The organism is Pseudomonas sp. S2_F03 (genome assembly GCF_054668335.1).
This window is the reverse complement of record NZ_CP162759.1, coordinates 1,002,983-1,022,500: the sequence shown is the minus strand read 5'-3', so window position 1 is coordinate 1,022,500 and position 19,518 is coordinate 1,002,983. Positions and strand designations below refer to the sequence as shown.

Below are 19,518 nucleotides of genomic sequence, written 5' to 3'. Positions count from 1 at the left end.
TAACGGGGCTCAAACCATACACCGAAGCTACGGGTATCACTTAGGTGATGCGGTAGAGGAGCGTTCTGTAAGCCTGTGAAGGTGAGTTGAGAAGCTTGCTGGAGGTATCAGAAGTGCGAATGCTGACATGAGTAACGACAATGGGTGTGAAAAACACCCACGCCGAAAGACCAAGGTTTCCTGCGCAACGTTAATCGACGCAGGGTTAGTCGGTCCCTAAGGCGAGGCTGAAAAGCGTAGTCGATGGAAAACAGGTTAATATTCCTGTACTTCTGGTTATTGCGATGGAGGGACGGAGAAGGCTAGGCCAGCTTGGCGTTGGTTGTCCAAGTTTAAGGTGGTAGGCTGGAATCTTAGGTAAATCCGGGATTCTAAGGCCGAGAGCTGATGACGAGTGTACTTTTAGTACACGAAGTGGTTGATGCCATGCTTCCAAGAAAAGCTTCTAAGCTTCAGGTAACCAGGAACCGTACCCCAAACCGACACAGGTGGTTGGGTAGAGAATACCAAGGCGCTTGAGAGAACTCGGGTGAAGGAACTAGGCAAAATGGCACCGTAACTTCGGGAGAAGGTGCGCCGGTGAGGGTGAAGCATTTACTGCGTAAGCCCATGCCGGTCGAAGATACCAGGCCGCTGCGACTGTTTATTAAAAACACAGCACTCTGCAAACACGAAAGTGGACGTATAGGGTGTGACGCCTGCCCGGTGCCGGAAGGTTAATTGATGGGGTTAGCTAACGCGAAGCTCTTGATCGAAGCCCCGGTAAACGGCGGCCGTAACTATAACGGTCCTAAGGTAGCGAAATTCCTTGTCGGGTAAGTTCCGACCTGCACGAATGGCGTAACGATGGCGGCGCTGTCTCCACCCGAGACTCAGTGAAATTGAAATCGCTGTGAAGATGCAGTGTATCCGCGGCTAGACGGAAAGACCCCGTGAACCTTTACTATAGCTTTGCACTGGACTTTGAATTTGCTTGTGTAGGATAGGTGGGAGGCTTTGAAGCGTGGACGCCAGTTCGCGTGGAGCCAACCTTGAAATACCACCCTGGCAACTTTGAGGTTCTAACTCAGGTCCGTTATCCGGATCGAGGACAGTGTATGGTGGGTAGTTTGACTGGGGCGGTCTCCTCCTAAAGAGTAACGGAGGAGTACGAAGGTGCGCTCAGACCGGTCGGAAATCGGTCGTAGAGTATAAAGGCAAAAGCGCGCTTGACTGCGAGACAGACACGTCGAGCAGGTACGAAAGTAGGTCTTAGTGATCCGGTGGTTCTGTATGGAAGGGCCATCGCTCAACGGATAAAAGGTACTCCGGGGATAACAGGCTGATACCGCCCAAGAGTTCATATCGACGGCGGTGTTTGGCACCTCGATGTCGGCTCATCACATCCTGGGGCTGAAGCCGGTCCCAAGGGTATGGCTGTTCGCCATTTAAAGTGGTACGCGAGCTGGGTTTAGAACGTCGTGAGACAGTTCGGTCCCTATCTGCCGTGGACGTTTGAGATTTGAGAGGGGCTGCTCCTAGTACGAGAGGACCGGAGTGGACGAACCTCTGGTGTTCCGGTTGTCACGCCAGTGGCATTGCCGGGTAGCTATGTTCGGAATAGATAACCGCTGAAAGCATCTAAGCGGGAAACTAGCCTCAAGATGAGATCTCACTGGGACCTTGAGTCCCCTGAAGGGCCGTCGAAGACTACGACGTTGATAGGTTGGGTGTGTAAGCGCTGTGAGGCGTTGAGCTAACCAATACTAATTGCCCGTGAGGCTTGACCATATAACACCCAAGCAATTTGCGTCGAAAGGCCAGATTGCGGTGTGTGAAGACGAAACGAACCGAAAGTTCGAGATACTCACAAAACACCAAACTATCGCATACCCAATTTGCTGAAGCGCGGCCGACTGGCCACGATTCGGTACCCGAATTTCTTGACGACCATAGAGCATTGGAACCACCTGATCCCATCCCGAACTCAGCAGTGAAACGATGCATCGCCGATGGTAGTGTGGGGTTTCCCCATGTGAGAGTAGGTCATCGTCAAGATTAAATTCCGAAACCCCAATTGCGAAAGCAGTTGGGGTTTTGTTTTGTCTGCAGAAAGTCGGTATTGTCCTTTTGACGCTCAAGAACAACCGTTCGAGGAAATCGCACTCAAGTGACCGGGCAGTTTTTGGTATGGTGCAGCTCGTTTTTTAACGGACTGATTTCACGCCTACGGATCGGCACCCTTTTTTAGTCAAAGAGTTGCCGCAGAAATGCCCGAACCGATTCCGATCAAAGACCACGAAAAAGAAACGCGCCTGGTTAAGAAAAGGCTGATGGCTTGCGGCTTGTTCGTCGCCGCCATTACCTGCGCGCTGGTGGTGCGCATGTATGTCCTGCAGGTGGTCGAATTCGACTATCACTCAACCATCTCCGAAAACAACCGCGTCCACGTCCTGCCAATTACTCCCACCCGTGGACTGATCTACGACCGCAACGGCGTGGTGCTGGCAGACAACCGGCCAAGCTTCAACCTGACGATCACCCGTGAACGCGCTTCCGACGTGAAAGAAGAACTGGATGAGGTGGTAGACCTCCTGCATCTGCCGACAGAAGATCGAACACTCTTCGACAAGGCGATGAAGCAGGCCCGTCATCCGTTCGTGCCGGTCACCCTGTTCTATGAACTGAGCGAAGAGCAGATCGCGATACTGGCGGTCAATGAGTTCCGCCTGCCGGGAATCGATGTCGAGCCTCAATTCGTTCGCCATTACCCGATGGGCGCGCACTTCGCGCATTCGATCGGCTACGTCGGTCGCATCAACGAGAAAGAATCCAAAGCCCTGGATAACGTGGAGTACCGTGGCACTCAATCGATCGGTAAAACCGGCATCGAAAAATTCTACGAGTCCGAGTTGCATGGCCACGTCGGTTACGAAGAAGTCGAAACCAATGCCCAGGGCCGCGTTCTGCGTGTACTCAAGCACACCGACCCTATCCCCGGTAAAAACATTGTCCTGAGCCTGGACGTTAAACTCCAGGAAGCCGCCGAAGAAGCCCTGGGTGATCGTCGAGGTTCAGTCGTTGCGCTTGACCCCTCCACCGGTGAAGTGCTGGCAATGGTCAGCAAGCCAAGCTTCGACCCGAACCTGTTCGTTACCGGGATCAGTTTCAAAGAATACGCGGCGTTGCACGACTCCATCGACCGCCCACTGTTTAACCGCGTGCTGCGCGGTCTCTACGCGCCGGGTTCGACCATCAAGCCGGAAGTGGCCATTGCCGGCCTCGATGCGGGCGTCGTCACGCCCCAGACCCGTGTCTTCGATCCGGGTTACTACCAGCTCCCGGATTTCGATCACAAATACCGTAACTGGAACCACAGCGGCGACGGTTGGGTCGACATGGACGCCGCGATCATGCGCTCCAACGACACCTACTTCTACGACCTGGCGCACAAGCTGGGCATCGATCGGCTCCACGACTACATGGCGATGTTCGGCCTCGGAGAGAAGGTCTCGATGGACATGTTCGAAGAGTCTGCCGGCTTGATGCCGTCCCAGGCCTGGAAACGGGCTACGCGCCGACAGGCCTGGTTTCCTGGCGAGACGGTAATCCTCGGTATTGGTCAGGGCTACATGCAGGTCACACCGCTGCAGCTGGCCCAGGCCACTGCGCTGATTGCCAACAAGGGTGTCTGGAATCGTCCGCATCTGGCCAAGTCAGTGGACGGTGTTGCGCCAGTAGATGAGCATCCGATGCCCAACATCCTGCTTAAGGATCCACGTGACTGGGAACAGGTCAACCACGGCATGCAGATGGTGATGCATGACGCTCGCGGGATTGCCCGGGCGGCAGCGCTCGGGGCGCAATACCGCATTGCTGGCAAGAGCGGTACTGCGCAAGTCGTTGCGATCAAGCAGGGCGAGCGCTACAACCGGGCGAAAACCCTGGAACGTAACCGCGACAACGCCTTGTTCGTCGGATTTGCCCCGGCTGAGCACCCGAAGATTGTCATCTCGGTGATGATTGAAAACGGCGAGGCGGGTGGTCGCGTCGCAGGTCCCGTGGTGCGACAGATCATGGACGCCTGGCTGCTCGATCAGGAAGGTCACCTCAAGCCGCAATACGCCGCGCCGAGCAAAGCCCCGGGTGATCCACACGTTTAAGTGGTCGTTCTGAAACCACAGGTGCTGTAAGGCACTTGCCATCGCCCTGACGTTAACGTAAAGATTGCGGCAGGGCGCTGATTTTAAAAATAGCGCAGGGCGGACCGACTCGGAGCGCTTGATGACGCTAATAAAAACAACACCACCCAAACTGCACCGTGAAGCTCGCCTGGCCCGGGAAAAACTCCATCTCGAGGGCGAAGTTCCCGACGGCGTGTTGCGCGCAGAAATCGACGCCTCGTGGCGACGCAGTCTCAGCCACGGTGTGCATTTCAATGGCAAACACGAATTGGCGCTGGAATCGAGCGCGAGCCTCGACGTGTTGCTGGCGAGCAACCGACTGCTGATCGACGCAGCATTGCCAGCCATCGATTACCTGGCCGAACGTCAGGGCAAGGAAGGCCTGGTTATCCTCGCCAACTCCGATGCCACCATCCTCGCCGTCGAAGGGCGCGCCGATCGCCTCAAAGGCAGCGGCCTGCAAGACATCACCTTGGGTGCCTGCTGGAGCGAAGCCGCTCGCGGCACCAACGCGCTAGGCACCGCCCTGGTCGAAGCCCGGCCAACGATGATCGATTGCGGCGAGCATTATCTCGATCGCCTGACTGATTTCTCCTGTACCTCGGTGCCGATTTATTGCCCTCAGGGCGACATCCTCGGCGTGCTCGACCTGACCCGTGAAGGCCCGCTAGGCCGCGTCCATGACAGCACCGCGTTGTTAGCCATGGCGGTCAGCCAGATTGAAAGCCGCGTCTTCAACGCCAGCTACCCGGACGAAATCGTCCTGGCGTTCCACAGCCGTCGCCAATACCTCGAATCTCCATGGCAAGGCCTGCTGGCAGTGAGCCTTGGGGGCCAGATCCTTGCGGTCAGTGCCCAGGCCTGTCAGTTGCTTCACGCCGAACGCTCGGCGTTGGTGGGCCGACGTTGCGAAGAGTTTTTGGGCGTCGATGGCCTGCAATTGCTGGCTCGCCTGCACCAGGGCGGTGTCGGCAGCCTGCAAACTGCCAAAGGCGAATTCTTCTACAAAACCCTGCGTGCACCGCAACGCTCGATCAGCGTCAGCAGCCCTCCACGCAGCACCGTCAAAACCGCCAAACCGCAACCGGACCTGGAGTCCCTGGCCGGCAGTAACGTGCGATATGCCCGAGCGTTGCGCATGGCTCGTCAAGGCCTGGCCAATGAATTGCCGGTGTTGCTGCTCGGTGAAACTGGCACCGGCAAAGAAGTCATCGCCCGCGCTTTGCACCTGGCCGGTGCTCGCTGCGACAAACCCTTTGTGGCGGTGAATTGCGCCGCCATTCCCGAAGGCCTGATCGAGTCGGAACTGTTCGGTTACCGCGAGGGCGCGTTCACCGGTTCCCGTCGTGGTGGCATGGTCGGTCGCTTGCAACAGGCCCATGGCGGCACCTTGTTTCTCGATGAAATCGGCGACATGCCGCTGGCCCTGCAAGCGCGTTTGCTGCGGGTGCTGCAAGACCGCAAAGTCGCGCCATTGGGTGCTGGCGAAGAGCAGGACATCGACGTCGCGCTGATTTGCGCCACCCATCGTGACCTCAAGCGCCTGGTGGATGAAAAGCACTTCCGAGAGGACCTGTTCTACCGGGTCAACGGCATCAGCGTGATGCTTCCGGCCCTGCGCGAACGTGAGGACTTCAGTGGTCTGGTCGGGCGATTGCTGGCCAAGCTCGATGCGCCGGCCGTCGTGCTGCATGACGATTTGAGCCGCTTGCTCGGCGGTTATCACTGGCCCGGCAACATCCGCCAACTGGAGATGGTATTACGCACCGCGCTGGCCATGCGCGAACCGGGAGAGACCGTCCTCACGCTCGATCACTTGCCCGACAGCATGCTCGACGAGTTGAGCGCGAGCGAACGACCACAGGCTGGCAGCATCCGCGAGAACGAACTGGAGCTGATTCGGCAGTCCCTGGACACTCACCAGGGCAATGTCTCGGCGGCCGCCGACGCGTTGGGCATCAGCCGCGCGACGTTGTATCGCAAGCTCAAACAGTTGCGTTCGTGATGCAGCGCCTGATCGTCCGGCTGATCGACAGCCAGCACCCCGAAGCCTTGCAAGCGGCATTGCGCTGGCTCTACAGCTTCGTGCGTCCGCATCGTTTGGCCATTGTCGGGCTGCTCGGTTTATCGGTGTGCGCCTCGCTGCTGGTGTTGGTGCAACCGTGGCTGACCAAGCTGCTGATCGACGATGGCCTGCTAGCCCGCAATTTCCCGATGCTGGTGTTGATTGCCGGGTTGATGATCGTTGCCGGGCTGCTCGGCACGGCACTGTCGGGCATCAATCGCTACCTGCACACGCGGTTGTCCGGGCGGATTCTTTTTGCTTTGCGCGATGATCTCTACCGGCATTTGCAGACACTCTCACCGAGCTTCTACGGTCAACGGCGTATCGGAGACTTGATGTCGCGCCTGGATGGCGACGTCGCGGAGATCCAGCGTTTTGCCGTGGATTCATTATTCTCGGCCGTGTCGAGCGTGATCGGTCTGGTCTGCGCGGTGGCGATGTTGTTGACCCTGTCATGGAAGCTGTCGTTGCTGGCCCTGGTGCTGATTCCCCTCGACGTGCTCTGGCTGCGCTGGATGCGGCGCAAAGTCGAGCGCGACGTACGGCAATTACGCGAGCGCTCGGCGGACATGTCCTCGTTCATGGTCGAGACCTTGCCGGTGATGAAATTCATCCAGTCCGCCGGCCAGCAACAACGTGAATCGCGGCGTCTGCAGACGCTGGGCCAAGGCTACATGAGCCAATTGCTGCGCCTGCAAGTCACCGAGTTTTTCACCCAGGCCGTACCGGGCACATTGACCTCATTGTCCCGCGCCTGTGCGTTTTTGATCGGCGGTTACTGGGTGGTGCAGGGCACTTGGCAATTGGGTGCCTTGATTGCGTTTTCGACCTACCTGGGCATGGCCGTCGGACCGGTCCAGAGCCTGCTCGGCCTCTACGTCGCCATTCAACGGATGACCGTCAGTCTCGGACGCGTGATGGAGCTGCGCGGTGAAGAGCCCACAGTTTTGACGCCGGTCCAACCGCAACCGATGCCGATCTGCGGCGACCTGCGATTCGACGATGTGCACTTCAGCCATCCCGGCCGCCCGACGACTTTGCGGGGTATCGAAGCGCGAATTCCCTACGGCTTGAAAGTCGCCCTCAGCGGCGGCTCCGGGGTCGGCAAATCTACCCTTATCGATCTGCTGCAGCGTCATCACGATCCGCAGTCCGGTCGGGTGTTGCTGGGGGAGGTTGATCTTCGGGAGCTGGACCTGTTCCAGTTGCGGCAGCGGATTGCCGTTGTCAGCCAGGACATCGTGCTGTTTCGCGGCAGCCTCGCCGATAACCTCGCTTACGCGGTGCCGGACGCCAGTCGCGAGGCCATTGCCGACGTCGCGCGCCTGGCACAACTCGACAGCCTGATCGAGTCGTTGCCCGAGGGGCTCGACAGTCCGTTGGGCGAGCGTGGCCAGCAGTTGTCCGGCGGCCAGAAACAGCGCATCGCCATTGCCCGTGCACTGCTGCAGGATCCGTTGATTCTGGTGCTGGACGAGGCCACTTCGGCGGTGGATGAAGCCACCGAGCGCGAGGTCATCGAGGCCATCGACCGACTGTTTGCCGGGCGCACACGCATCTTGATCAGCCATCGTCCCTCAACCCTGGCCGATGCCGACCTGCGCTTTGAATTGCTCGACGGCGTACTCACTTCGAAAACGGTGCTGCATGAAGCCTGAACTACGCATCGGGGTGGTCGACAGCGGGCATTCGGCGGCGCAACGGGTGGAGGTCGTGGCCGGGCGACGATTTTCGTTGTTGGAGGATGGGCTGGCCGAAAGCGACTTGCGTGATGATCCATTGGGTCACGGTAGCGCAGTCATCGAAGCCATCGGACGTCGGGCACCCTCAGCGGTATTTTGCGTGGGGCAGGTGTTTGACCAGCGCGGCGTCACCAGCGCCTTGCAGATTGCCAGCGCCATCGACTGGCTGGTGGCACAGGACGTCCGGTTGATCAATTTGAGCCTCGGTTTGCGTCAGGACCGCAGCCTGTTGCGCGAAGCCTGCGCGGCGGCGGTGAGCCAGGGCGTTTTGCTCTGCGCCTCCAGCCCGGCGCAAGGTGAAGGTGTGTTCCCGGCGAATTATCCACAGGTGTTGCGCGTCACCGGCGACGCGCGATGCGCTGAGCAGGAGTGGTCATGGCTCAACAGCGCTCAAGCGGATTTCGCCGCGTGTGTGCATGGGACTTATCCGGGGCAGTCCGGCGCCAGTCTTGGCTGCGCAGCGTTGAGTGGACACATTGCCGGTTTCCTGGTGGCACACCCTGAGGCGAGCAACGAGCAGGTCATCGAGTGGCTGCGCGAAAACGCTCGTTATCGCGGTCCTGAACGGCGCGTTGGCCCATGATTGTGATTCTCGGCGCAGGACCGGCGGGGGCCGCAGTCGCCCTGGGTTTGCGCCGACTCGGCTATCCCGTCACGCTGGTCAGCGAGTGGCGCCGATTTGCGGCGCTGGAAGGCGTTTCGGTCCGTGTGCTGGAGGCCTTGCGCGGTGCGGGTGTGCATCAGGCGCTGGCGGACGCGGCGTTGCCTTCCCAGCGGCAGGTGTCGTGGAACGGCCAGCAGCACGCGCAGAACATTGAGTTTTTACTCGATCGCCCATGCTTCGACCGAGGCCTGCGCGAGGACCTGCGCCTGGCTGGCGTCGAGCTGATCGAAGGTCGAGTGTTGACCGTTGAGACCGACGCGACGGGCCATCGGATCGACATTGATGGGCGCGAAACGCTGCTCGCAGACTTTTTAGTGGAAGCCCGCGGTCGCCAGGCCCCGGCGCTCGGCAAAGGCCTGCGCGGGCCCGAGACGGTCAGCTTGCTCAATCGCTGGCAAGGCCCTCCGGGCACCACCGCCAGCGCCGTGGAAAGCCTTGAAGACGGCTGGGCCTGGATGGCGCGGCGGGCTGACGGCCAGTGTTACTGGCAATGGACGGTGGACGTGGCGAGCGCCGACCTGCCGGGCAAGGCGCAGTTGCTCGACTATTGTCGTCAGCGGCGCCAGGGTTCGGCGTTGGCTCAGGCGTTTTTCGCTGACCAGGCCGAAGTCGATCTGCAATTGCATGCCCGCAGCAGCACCGCGATTCTATGCCCGCAGGTGTGCGGCGATCACTGGATTCGGGTTGGCGATGCCGCCATGGCGGTGGACCCGCTGTCGGGCAACGGGATTTTTCAATCACTGTCTTCGGCGCTTCAGGCGCCGGCAGTAATCAACACGTTGTTGCGCAAACCCGAACGAGCGGCGTTGGCCCAGCGCTTTCATCAGCAGCGGGTCGAGCAGTTGTTTTTGCGCTTTGCACGAATCGGTCGGGATTTTTACGCCGATGAACTGCGTTGGCTGGATCAGCCATTCTGGCAAGCGCGGCGGCGTTGGCCGGATGCTGAAGTCGCCCATGCCGAGGCTGATTTTTCAGCATTGAGGATCGAGCGAGCACCGGTGCTCAAGGACGGATTTGTCGATGAGGCCGAGGTGGTGATCACGACGGATCAACCGTTGGGCATCTGGCATGTGCAGGGGGTTGAATTGGCGCCGCTTGTGCGGCGGTTGCGCACCGAGCCGGCGGAACGGGTATTGGCGGGGTTGACGGTGGAGCAGGGGCGGGTGGTTCGGGGGTGGTTGTTGGCTCAGGGTTTCAAACCTTGAGATTTGTAGTGGCCGGTCTGGCCCCTTCGCGAGCAAGCCCGCTCCCACATTGATTCTGTGTCGAGCACAAATTAAATGTGGGAGCGGGCTTGCTCGCGAAGGCGGCCTAACCAACGCAGACAATCACAGCTTGATCAACACCGACTTCAACTCGGTGTAATGCTCAATCGCCGCATACCCCATTTCACGCCCGACCCCCGACATTTTGTACCCGCCAAACGGCAGGGCCGGGTCCAGTGCGCTGTGGCAGTTGACCCACACCGAACCCGACTTGATCCGCGGAATCATCCGGTGCACCGCCGCCAGGTCATTCGACCAGATGCTCGCTCCAAGCCCATAAGGGCTGTCATTGGCCATGCGCAACGCATCGGCCTCGTCATCGAACGGAATCGCTACCAGTACCGGGCCAAAAATCTCTTCCTGCACCAGCGAGTGTTTTTGATCGACGTCGACAATCACGGTCGGCTTGACGAAAAATCCCGGTCCGAACTGCTCACCACCGCAGGCGATGGTCGCACCACTTTCCCGGCCCTTTTCGATATACCCGTAAACCCGTTCCTGTTGGCGCCGGGAGATCAATGGCCCCATTTCAACACTGGGGTCCAGCCCGTTGCCGAGCTTCATGGCATTGGCGATATCGCTGATGTCCGCCACCACATTGTCGAAATGTTTGCGCTGCACATACAGCCGCGAACCGGCGCAGCACACCTGTCCCTGATTGAAGAAAATTGCACTGGCGGCACCGGCCGCGGCGGTTTTCAGGTCGGCGTCGGCCATGACAATGGTCGGTGATTTGCCGCCCAGCTCCAGGGTTACGCGGGTCATCGAATCCATGGCGATCTTGCCGATCTCCTTGCCCACGGCAGTGGAGCCCGTGAAGGTCAGCTTGTCCACCAACGGGTTGTGCGTCAGGGCTGAGCCGGCGGTAATACCGGTGCCAGTGACCACGTTGAACACGCCTTCGGGGTAACCGGCTTCCAGCACCAGTTCGGCAAGTTTCAGCGCGGTCAGCGGGGTTTCATCGGCGGGTTTGAGCACCACGGTGCAGCCAGTGGCCAGGGCCGGGCCGAGCTTCCAGCAAGCCAGCAGCAGCGGGAAGTTCCAGGCGACGATGGCGCCGACCACACCCACCGCTTCGCGACGGATGAAACTGTGGAACTGATCGTTGGGCATCAACGGCAGCGACACTTCGACACTGGAGCCTTCAATCTTGGTCGCCCAGCCGGCCATGTAGCGCAGGAAATCGATGGCCAGTTGCACGTCCATCACTTGCGCCACCACCGCGCTTTTACCGTTGTTGAGGCATTCCAGCTGCGCCAGCAGTTCGGCGTCGCGCTCCATCAGGTCGGCGAGTTTCCACAACAGGTTCTGCCGCTCGCGTGGGCGGGTGCTGGTCCAGGTCGAATCATCAAAAGCCTGGCGGGCCGCGAGCACGGCGCGGTCGACATCCTCGGGCGTGGCCCGTGGCACCACACACAACACTTCGCCGGTGGCGGGGTTGTGCAGGGGCATGGTCTGGCCATCGGCGGCCTCGACCCAGTCACCGCCGATCAGCATGCGCGGGGCGCGCTGGATAAACGCGGAAGTGGCGGGAAGCAAATTAGGGAGCGACATGGCGAGGCCTCTTATTATTCGTGAGAACAGGGCTTTCGCAATGGCTGTGCCAAGTCGCCGCAAGGTCAGGCGAACCGTTGATTGGCCGGGGTTCGCCAGGTGAAAAGGGTTGGTAACGCCGGTGATTTTTTTCGCAAATTGCGACAACGGCTGAGACGACGAGCAACCCGGTTGCGCCCTTGAGACCCCTCGTGTTGAGGAATAGAATTTTCTGGCTCGGTGGGTGAAGTGATGGAGCACTCTCCCGGCCACACATCTCGCGCAAGGGAGGTACTGATGAACCTTTCAACCCTGGAGATTCAAAGCATCATTGAGCAGAGTTTTCTGCCTTCGGTATGCACCTGCAGTATGGCGCCGGATCAGTCGATGACGATTCGGGTCTGCGATTGCACCACCGGCAAAGTGGACCTGGTGAGCCACGTTGCAGTCTGGGAACTGGACACTGCCCATGCGATCACGGCGTTGGTGACGCAGATGCAGCAAGAGATCAGCGCACACAAAGGCCTCCTCCCTCCGACGTTTCCAGGCTGAACCGGCTAAGCCGCACCACCGCGCGTGGTGCGGCTCGCGTTGACACACTCATGACGGTACTTTTCGGTAAATTTCCTCGAACGTGTCGCTATCAACGGCAGCGAGTAGCTTTTTGTCATCCTTGAGCGTGGCCAGGAAGGTCACTTCGGTTTCCTTGCCTGCCAGCATGAACCCCGCAATCGCGCCGATTGGGCCCAGCAGCATGGCGCCGGCCACGCCGAACCCGATGGCGTCCTTGAAGTTGTTGATCGACTCCTCGTTAGCCACTTCCACACGCTTGAACGATGAGAGCGGAAGACTGAGACCGGGCCACGGGTGAAGCGGCGTCCTGAGGGTAAAAACGCCGTCCCTGTACTCTCCATCACCCTGCAGGAAGTCCCCCGCCAAGACAGTGATGTTTGCCATTTTTGATCCCCTGTCGGCAATCGGTGAACAACCATTTCGCCCCTTGATCCCGATGCCGTCAATCGTCGAGCGATGAGCTGTTCCGTGCGGGCATCTATGCTTGTCGCAGATTGCAACAACTGTCGCGATATTAGACGCAGGTGATCTGGTCGACAGCGCTTCGAACGCCATCTTTTTAACGCAACTGATTGATAGGAAAGGATATCGGCAAGCTGGCACGCTCCGTGTATTGCTCATCGCAGACGTTTCTCTTGCCTGCGTCGGTGGTTCGCCGCTGACGCTAGAAACCATAAAAACGATAAGCCACAAAAATAAGAAAGCACCGTGCGAGGTTCGACGTTGATGAAGAGAAAACTCCGATCAGGCCTGAGCGCCAGCCTGCTGGCCGTAGCCGCTTGTGTGGCGCTGCATGCGCCGGACAGCCAGGCAGCCCGAGACGCCCAGACCATCCTCAAGGAAACCTGTCAGGGCTGTCACACGCCCGAAGCCGGTAACGCCCTCAGTCGTATCAGCCACCAGCGCAAGACCCCGGAAGGCTGGCTGATGAGCATCGCCCGAATGCAGACCATGCATGGTTTGCAGATCAGCGATGAGGACCGCCGCACGCTGGTCAAGTACCTGGCCGACACCCAGGGCCTGGCGCCGAGCGAAACCGACGGTGTGCGTTATGCCCTTGAGCGCCGGCTCAATACCGTCGAAAAATTCGACGACCAGACCAGCCAGATGTGTGGCCGCTGCCACTCCGGTGCACGGGTTGCACTGCAACGCCGTCCGGCCCAGGAATGGGAGCGTCTGGTGAACTTCCACCTCGGCCAGTGGCCGTCGCTGGAATACCAGGCCCTGGCCCGCGACCGTGACTGGTTCGACATCGCCCGCAAAGACATGGTGCCGTTGCTGGCCAAGCGTTATCCGCTGGATAACCCGGCCTGGAAAAAATGGCAAAGCGTCGCGCCCAAATCCGATGCACTGGTGGGGGACTGGAGCTTCAGCGGTCACTTGCCAGGCAAGGGCGAACTGGCCGGCGTGATGACCGTCAGCGCCGATGGCAGCGACACCTTCAAGGTCAGCATCAAAGGCCAATACGCCGACGGCAGCCCGTTCAACGGCGACGGCAGCGCGATTCTCTACACCGGCTATGAATGGCGCGGCAACGTGACCATCGATGGCGTGACCCTGCGCCAGGTATTCGCCGCCCAAGGCAATGCCATGCAAGGCCGCATGTTCGAGGCCGAGCATGACGAGCGTGGCCTGGACTTCGTCGCCGCCAAGCAAGGCTCCAGTCGTTTGTTGGCGGTGCAACCGGGTTACGTGAAAGCCGGCAGCGAAACCGAAGTGACCCTGATCGGCAGTGGTCTCACCGGCAAACCGAACTTCGGCAAAGGTGTGGAAGTGCTCGAAGTCGTCGAACAGAGCCCGGACCGGATCAAGGTCAAACTCAAGGCCGCCGCCAATGCCCAACCGGGCCTGCGCACGGTGACGGTGGGCACGTTGAAAGGCCCGAGCCTGTCGGTCTACAACTCCATCGCCGAAGTCAAAGTCGTGCCGGAGTTTTCGGTCTCGCGGATCGGCGAGGGTGGTGGTTCGACGCCGAAAGTCCAGGGGCGTTTCGACGCCGAGGCATGGGGCAAAGGCGCCGACGGCAAGCCTTATCGCATCGGTGTATTCCCGGCGCAATGGAAAGTCGAAGCCTTCGATGATCGCGCCAAGGAAGACGAAGACGTCAAGTTCGCCGGCACCATGCAGGCTGACAGCGGCGTGTTCACGCCGGGCGATGCCGGGCCGAACCCGCAACGCAAAATGTCCACCAACAATGCTGGCAACCTCAAGGTGATCGCCGCCGTCGACGACGCAGGGAAATCCCTGACCGGCGAAGGCCACATGATCGTCACCGTGCAACGCTGGAACAATCCACCCATTCCGTGATTTGCCCTGAAACCCAAGGCTTCAGACACTTTCGGAATGACCGCAGGCCCCGTCGAACGGGGTTTGCACAGGAGGTTGCAATGGGCGCTATTTTGAATCTGGTCGAACGGAACCTGCACGAAGTGCACGTCGATGCCGACCGCATGCTGTTTCACATCCCCAGCAGTTCGCTGTTCGCCAGCGATGAGTTGACGGGCACCATCATCGATACCTTGCGCGGTCCGGGCTGTTCGTCCGATGACCTGATCCAGCGTCTGGCCGCGCGCTTCAACGGCGAAGAAATCACCGAGACGCTGCGTGAATTGATCTCGCTGGAACTGGTCAGCGACGGTTCGCCGCTGACCCCGGACATCGGCACCAAACGGGTCGAACGCACGGCGATCAATACCGTGGTGCTGAACGTCAACACCGGCTGCAATTTGAGCTGCACCTACTGCTACAAGGAAGACCTCGACAAGCCTTCGGCCGGAAAGAAAATGGACGTGGAAACGGCGATTGCCTCGGTAGAAATGCTGCTGCGCGAATCCCCCGACGAAGAGCGTTTCACCGTGGTGTTCTTCGGTGGCGAACCGCTGAGCAATCGCAAGCTGATCGAGTACATGGTCGACTACTGTGAGAAACGTTTTCGCGAGGCCGGCAAGTTCGTCGAATTCGTGATGACCACCAACGCCACGCTGCTCACCGAAGAAACCGTCGACTACCTGAATGCCCACCGCTTCGGGCTCTCGGTGAGTATCGACGGGCCGAAGACCGTGCACGACCGCAACCGCATCACCGTGGGCGGGCAGGGCACGTACGACGTGGTGCGGCGCAAGGCCGAGATGCTGCTGTCGCGCTACAACAGCCGCCCGGTCGGTGCCCGTGTGACGTTGACCACCGGCGTCACCGATGTCGAAACCATCTGGGACCACCTGTTCAACGAGCTAGGGTTTGCCGAAGTCGGTTTCGCTCCCGTGACCTCCGGCGATATCAGCACGTTCAACCTGACCAGCGACGAGCTGATCGAAGTGTTCGCCAACATGAAAAAACTCGGTCGTCGTTACCTGGAAGCCGCGCTGGAGCACCGCAACATCGGTTTCTCCAACCTGCACCAGTTGATCACCGATATCCACGAAGGCCACAAAAAAGCCCTGCCGTGCGGCGCGGGCCTGAAGATGCTGGCGGTGGATCACAAGGGCGAGCTGAACCTGTGCCATCGCTTTACCGGTTCCAGCCTGCCGACGTTCGGCAACGTCCACAGCGGTGTGAAGCAAGTCGAGTTGAACGACTTCTTGTCCCAGCGCCTGGACCGCACCAACACCGGTTGCGAAGACTGCCAGATCCGCAACCTGTGTTCCGGCGGCTGCTATCACGAGAGCTACGCCCGGTATGGCGACCCGACCCATCCGACCTATCACTACTGCGAACTGATGCGTGACTGGGTCGACTTCGGTATCGAGGTCTACACCCGGATCATGGCCAATAACCCTGCGTTCATCAGCAGCTACATCACTCCGCGCAAGGCTCACTGATATGAAACATCTCAAGGCAATCAATAACAAAGCGCTGAAAATGGATCAGGCCGCGGCCGAAAACCGCATCGAAGAAGTGGTCGCGATGAGTTCCGTGGCGGGCTGCGCCTCGACCACCGACCCGGGCTGGGAAATCGACGCGTTTGGTGGTGTGTCGTCGCTCTGCCAACCGATGGAAGCCGACCTGTATGGCTGCTCCGACCCGTGCTGGTGGCCGGCCCAGGTGCCCGACATGATGAGTACCTACCCGGACTGGAACAAGGATGCCCAGGCGTCCAACGAAAACTGGCGCAACCTCGGCACTGTCTTCCCGAAAGACAAGTGATCAGATAAGAAGAAGGATTCCAGCATGCACAGCATCAAAGCCTGCGGCCTGGCCGCATTCGCCGCCCTGAGCACGTGTTCGTTCACTGTTCTGGCCGATGAAAACACTGCATTGCAAGACGGTCACGAGTACATGTTGACCACCAATTACCCGAACAACCTGAACGTGATCGACCTGGCCACCGACACCTTGCTCAAGACCTGCAAGATGCCTGACGCCTTTGGCCCCGGCACCGTGCAATTGTCACCGGACCGCAAGACCGCCTACGTGTTGAACAATCACTATGCGGATGTCTACGGCGTCGAACTGGACAACTGCAAGCAGGTGTTCCACGCCAGCATCACGCAAAAAACGGGGGAGAAAGCGCGCTCGATGTTCGCCTTCACCCTTAGCCACGACGGCAAGGAACTGTACACCGTCGCCAACCCGACACTGATGCTCAACGACCGCTACGAAGTGCAGCAACCGCGGCTCGATGTGTATGCCACCGATGCCGGGATGGACGCCAAACCGGTGCGCAGTTTCCCGGCACCACGGCAACTGACCATCATGCAGAGTGGCGATGACGGCACGCTGTATGTGGCGGGGGCGGACGTTTACAAGGTCAATGTGAAAACCGGCAAGTTCGACGTGCTGATCCCCAGCCGTCACTGGAAACGCGAGAACTACAGCGCGCCGGACGTGCTCTACGTGTGGAACCAGCAGACCTATCGTCATGACTTCTCGCTGCTCTACACCGCCGCGAAATTCAAGGACAAGAAGCAGGACCCGGCCACTGCCGAGTACCTTTACGGACTGTTCAGCATCGACCTGAAAACCGGCAAGACCGAAACCACTGACTTCGGTCCTTTGACGGAAATCTACTTCAGCGGCATGCGCTCGCCGAAGGATCCGAACCTGATGTTCGGCGTGCTGAACCGCTTGGCCAAGTACGACATCAAGGAAAAGAAAATGCTGCAGGCGGCGACGCTGGATCATTCCTACTACTGCATTTCCTTCAACAAGGACGGCAGCAAGATCTACCTGGCCGGGACGTTTAACGACGTGGCGATTTTTGATGCCGACAGCCTGAAGCAGATCGGCAGCATCAAGATGCCGGGCGGGGACATGGCGATTACCACGGCACAGGTGTTTGTCCGGTAATCATTTTTGCCTGATCAGACGCCATCGCGAGCAGGCTCGCTCCTACGCACATCCAATGTAGGAGCGAGCCTGCTCGCGATGAGGCCCTTGAGAACGCTGGAAACCTTACTGTCCCGGCACCGGGCAGCCCAAATCCCCCTCCTGACACTTCAAGTAAGTCTTGAAGGTCTCGGCTCGCGCCTTGGTCAATTCAGTCACGCAATTGCTGTAGATCAGTGGATAAACACTCCCGCCTTCCACCCCGGACGCCGAAAAATTGCATTCGGCATCCCGAAACGCAATCCACGCACGCTGCGCACCCACTAGCGACTTCTTGCGCTCGGGCTCACTTTGAGTCGCGTGGTGATTTGCTGATACAGCGCATTCAACTCCTTGTCAGCCGCCGCATGCTGCTGCGCCGCGCACTGGTTCATCGTGGCCTGGTCGGCGGCATTGTCGCAGTCCAGAGCGAAGGCCATCGAGGTAAACAGCACGGGTGTCAGTGCCAGGAGAACGCGTGAGTACATGGAGGAAAACTCGCTGTGACAGAGGAGATTGAGGTGCAGTGTAGCGAATCGTTTTTGCCTTGCGCCGACAGAAGACCTGCCACCTGTGAGGCCCCGCCAGCCAACAGTCTCGTCCGTCTGTCAGAACTTATGCATGCAAATGCGGCCGAATATTGCGGGCAAGGTTGATCGCGGCAAGCGATTGATACATTTTAGGGTTGGTCTTGTGGTCTTACTGACCTACTGTTCAATACAGGAGGTGACTTATGAACGCAGCATCTGATCGCATCGAAAGGAAAGTCCTGCTCAAGGTCAAGCGTTCGCACGTCTGGCGCGTGCTGGCCAACGCAGAGGCATTCGGGCAGTGGTTTGGCGTGGCACTGGAAGGCAAGCGTTTCATCGCCGGTGAGTGGACTCAGGGGCAGATAACCTATCCCGGTTATGAACACTTGCGGTGGAATGTCCTGGTGGAGAGCGTTGAGCCGGAGCGGCTGTTTTCGTTTCGCTGGCACCCTTATGCCGTCAACCCGGACGTCGACTACTCCCAGGAGCCGACCACACTGGTGAAATTCGAGCTTGAAGACGGGGACGACGGCACGTGGCTCAAAGTGTCCGAGTCCGGTTTCGATCACGTCCCCCAAGCTCGTCGTGAAAAGGCTTTCCGTATGGACAGCCGCGGTTGGGAAGAGCAGATGAACAACATCGAACAGTATCTGATCGAAAACGCCAAGGCCCATGAGCGTGAGGGTGGCTGATTGGCTGGAAGTCTCTGTACCGAAGCTCTCCGGCGAGATGCCTGAGGCGTCTAGGGGTTTTCGGAAGGGTGGCTATAGCGAATGTCTTACACGCGGTGGTAGCTATGTCGACTATTGCAGATTGGATCCGACGCGTAATCTAGCTCCATCAACTGAAGCACAGGAAGCGCTTCAGGATCACGGATGATCGACCATCAGCAAGGATTGGCTACCGACAGGGAGTCGATAATGGTCTTGGGGAAAACCCGCTTCGGCGGGTTTTTTTTTGCCTGTCGAAAAGTCTGGCAGTGCTTAGAGCCTGGCCGCTGCCCGTTGGGTGATCAGTGCCCGTTGCTCAATCGAGGCGGCGGCACGGCGATGCGCTTCAGCCAGAACACTCTGCGGCGCGGTGTCAGGGCTGCCCGACTGGAACGGCGGTGCCGGGGCATATTCAAGCTGCAACTGCAGCAGTTGCGCCGTGTCCTTGTCGAACAACTCTGCCGCCAGGGTCAGGGCAAAATCGATCCCCGCGGTGATCCCGCCACCGGTCAGCAGATTGCCGTCGCGCACCACCCGGTCCTTGACCGGGATCGCGCCCAGCGGCTTGAGCAATTCGTGATAGGCCCAGTGCGTGGTCGCCCGTTTGCCCTGGAGTAAACCCGCTGCGCCGAGCACCAGCGCCCCGGTGCAGACCGACGTGACATACCGCGCGTTGACGGCTTGAGCCTTGAGGAAAGACAGGGTTTGCTCATCCTCCATCAACGGCCCGACGCCGCTGCCGCCGGGAACGCAAATCACGTCCAGCGCCGGGCAATCGTCGAACGTCGTGGTCGGTTTGAGCATCAGGCCGGTGCTCGCGGTCACCGGCACCAGGTCCTTCCAGATCAAATGCACCTTCACGTCCGACAATGAGGCCAACACATCGTAAGGGCCGGTCAGGTCGAGTTGCTGAACCTGGGGAAACAACAGAAAACCGATCTGCAACGTCATGGCTTATTTCTCCTGAAG

At 59.3% G+C, this 19,518-nt stretch carries 14 protein-coding genes, 2 rRNA genes and 1 pseudogene (1 of these 17 running past the window's edge); 13 read left to right on the top strand and 4 right to left on the bottom strand.

Annotated features, from left to right (window positions below; all coding sequences use genetic code 11):
• The 7 genes from AB4N76_RS04870 to qhpG form a co-directional block, all read left to right on the top strand.
• A 23S ribosomal RNA gene (locus AB4N76_RS04870) occupies positions 1–1,770 on the top strand; it begins 1,122 nt to the left of the window's first position.
• Positions 1,771–1,921: 151 nt separating this feature from the next.
• Positions 1,922–2,037: ribosomal RNA gene (gene rrf / locus AB4N76_RS04865) — 5S ribosomal RNA — on the top strand.
• A gap of 212 nt (positions 2,038–2,249) precedes the next feature.
• Entirely contained in the window at positions 2,250–4,142 is a 1,893-nt protein-coding gene (mrdA, locus tag AB4N76_RS04860; RefSeq protein ID WP_046032623.1) for a penicillin-binding protein 2, read from the top strand.
• Between the two features lie 121 nt (positions 4,143–4,263).
• Positions 4,264–6,168, top strand: a complete 1,905-nt coding sequence (locus AB4N76_RS04855; protein WP_046032624.1) for a sigma-54-dependent Fis family transcriptional regulator — start codon at positions 4,264–4,266, stop codon at positions 6,166–6,168.
• Complete coding sequence (locus AB4N76_RS04850) at positions 6,168–7,886, top strand: ABC transporter ATP-binding protein (RefSeq protein WP_046032625.1); 1,719 nt, start codon at positions 6,168–6,170, stop codon at positions 7,884–7,886. The genes AB4N76_RS04855 and AB4N76_RS04850 overlap by 1 nt, the downstream gene beginning before the upstream one ends.
• The gene (qhpE, locus tag AB4N76_RS04845) at positions 7,876–8,553 is read left to right on the top strand and encodes a subtilisin-like serine protease QhpE (RefSeq protein WP_046032626.1); all 678 of its coding nucleotides are present in this window, start codon (positions 7,876–7,878) and stop codon (positions 8,551–8,553) included. Before AB4N76_RS04850 ends, qhpE begins: the two co-directional genes overlap by 11 nt.
• Positions 8,550–9,839: a flavin-dependent monooxygenase QhpG gene (gene qhpG / locus AB4N76_RS04840; RefSeq protein WP_046032627.1), complete on the top strand. Its 1,290-nt coding sequence runs from the start codon at positions 8,550–8,552 to the stop codon at positions 9,837–9,839. Before qhpE ends, qhpG begins: the two co-directional genes overlap by 4 nt.
• Before the next feature lie 123 nt (positions 9,840–9,962).
• Here the strand turns inward: qhpG and AB4N76_RS04835 are convergent, their stop codons facing one another.
• On the bottom strand, positions 9,963–11,453 hold the full coding sequence (locus AB4N76_RS04835; RefSeq protein ID WP_460164228.1) for an aldehyde dehydrogenase family protein: 1,491 nt from the start codon (positions 11,451–11,453) through the stop codon (positions 9,963–9,965).
• Between the two features lie 276 nt (positions 11,454–11,729).
• Here AB4N76_RS04835 and AB4N76_RS04830 point away from each other — a divergent pair, with 276 nt between their 5' ends.
• A complete protein-coding gene (locus AB4N76_RS04830; RefSeq protein WP_046032629.1) occupies positions 11,730–11,984 on the top strand; it encodes a DUF1652 domain-containing protein in 255 nt (84 codons plus the stop codon).
• Positions 11,985–12,032: 48 nt separating this feature from the next.
• On the opposite strand, the gene AB4N76_RS04825 is transcribed toward AB4N76_RS04830, so the two are convergent.
• Complete coding sequence (locus AB4N76_RS04825) at positions 12,033–12,389, bottom strand: hypothetical protein (RefSeq protein ID WP_046032630.1); 357 nt, start codon at positions 12,387–12,389, stop codon at positions 12,033–12,035.
• Positions 12,390–12,731: 342 nt separating this feature from the next.
• Here AB4N76_RS04825 and peaA point away from each other — a divergent pair, with 342 nt between their 5' ends.
• The 4 genes from peaA to peaD all read left to right on the top strand — a co-directional run bounded on the left by peaA (position 12,732) and on the right by peaD (position 17,291).
• Entirely contained in the window at positions 12,732–14,312 is a 1,581-nt protein-coding gene (peaA, locus tag AB4N76_RS04820; RefSeq protein WP_046032631.1) for a quinohemoprotein amine dehydrogenase subunit alpha, read from the top strand.
• An 80-nt stretch (positions 14,313–14,392) separates the two neighbouring features.
• Entirely contained in the window at positions 14,393–15,823 is a 1,431-nt protein-coding gene (gene peaB / locus AB4N76_RS04815; RefSeq protein WP_046032632.1) for a quinohemoprotein amine dehydrogenase maturation protein, read from the top strand.
• Between the two features lies 1 nt (position 15,824).
• Complete coding sequence (qhpC, locus tag AB4N76_RS04810) at positions 15,825–16,148, top strand: quinohemoprotein amine dehydrogenase subunit gamma (RefSeq protein ID WP_046032633.1); 324 nt, start codon at positions 15,825–15,827, stop codon at positions 16,146–16,148.
• Positions 16,149–16,172: 24 nt separating this feature from the next.
• On the top strand, positions 16,173–17,291 hold the full coding sequence (gene peaD / locus AB4N76_RS04805; RefSeq protein WP_046032634.1) for a quinohemoprotein amine dehydrogenase subunit beta: 1,119 nt from the start codon (positions 16,173–16,175) through the stop codon (positions 17,289–17,291).
• A gap of 105 nt (positions 17,292–17,396) precedes the next feature.
• Here peaD and AB4N76_RS04800 read toward each other — a convergent pair.
• A pseudogene (locus tag AB4N76_RS04800) lies at positions 17,397–17,704 on the bottom strand (lysozyme inhibitor LprI family protein).
• Between the two features lie 338 nt (positions 17,705–18,042).
• On the opposite strand from AB4N76_RS04800, the gene AB4N76_RS04795 reads away from it, so the two are divergent.
• The gene (locus AB4N76_RS04795; RefSeq protein WP_077431689.1) at positions 18,043–18,531 is read left to right on the top strand and encodes an SRPBCC family protein; all 489 of its coding nucleotides are present in this window, start codon (positions 18,043–18,045) and stop codon (positions 18,529–18,531) included.
• A 291-nt stretch (positions 18,532–18,822) separates the two neighbouring features.
• Here the strand turns inward: AB4N76_RS04795 and inhA are convergent, their stop codons facing one another.
• The gene (gene inhA / locus AB4N76_RS04790; RefSeq protein ID WP_046032637.1) at positions 18,823–19,500 is read right to left on the bottom strand and encodes an isonitrile hydratase; all 678 of its coding nucleotides are present in this window, start codon (positions 19,498–19,500) and stop codon (positions 18,823–18,825) included.
• Between the last annotated feature and the right edge of the window lie 18 nt (positions 19,501–19,518).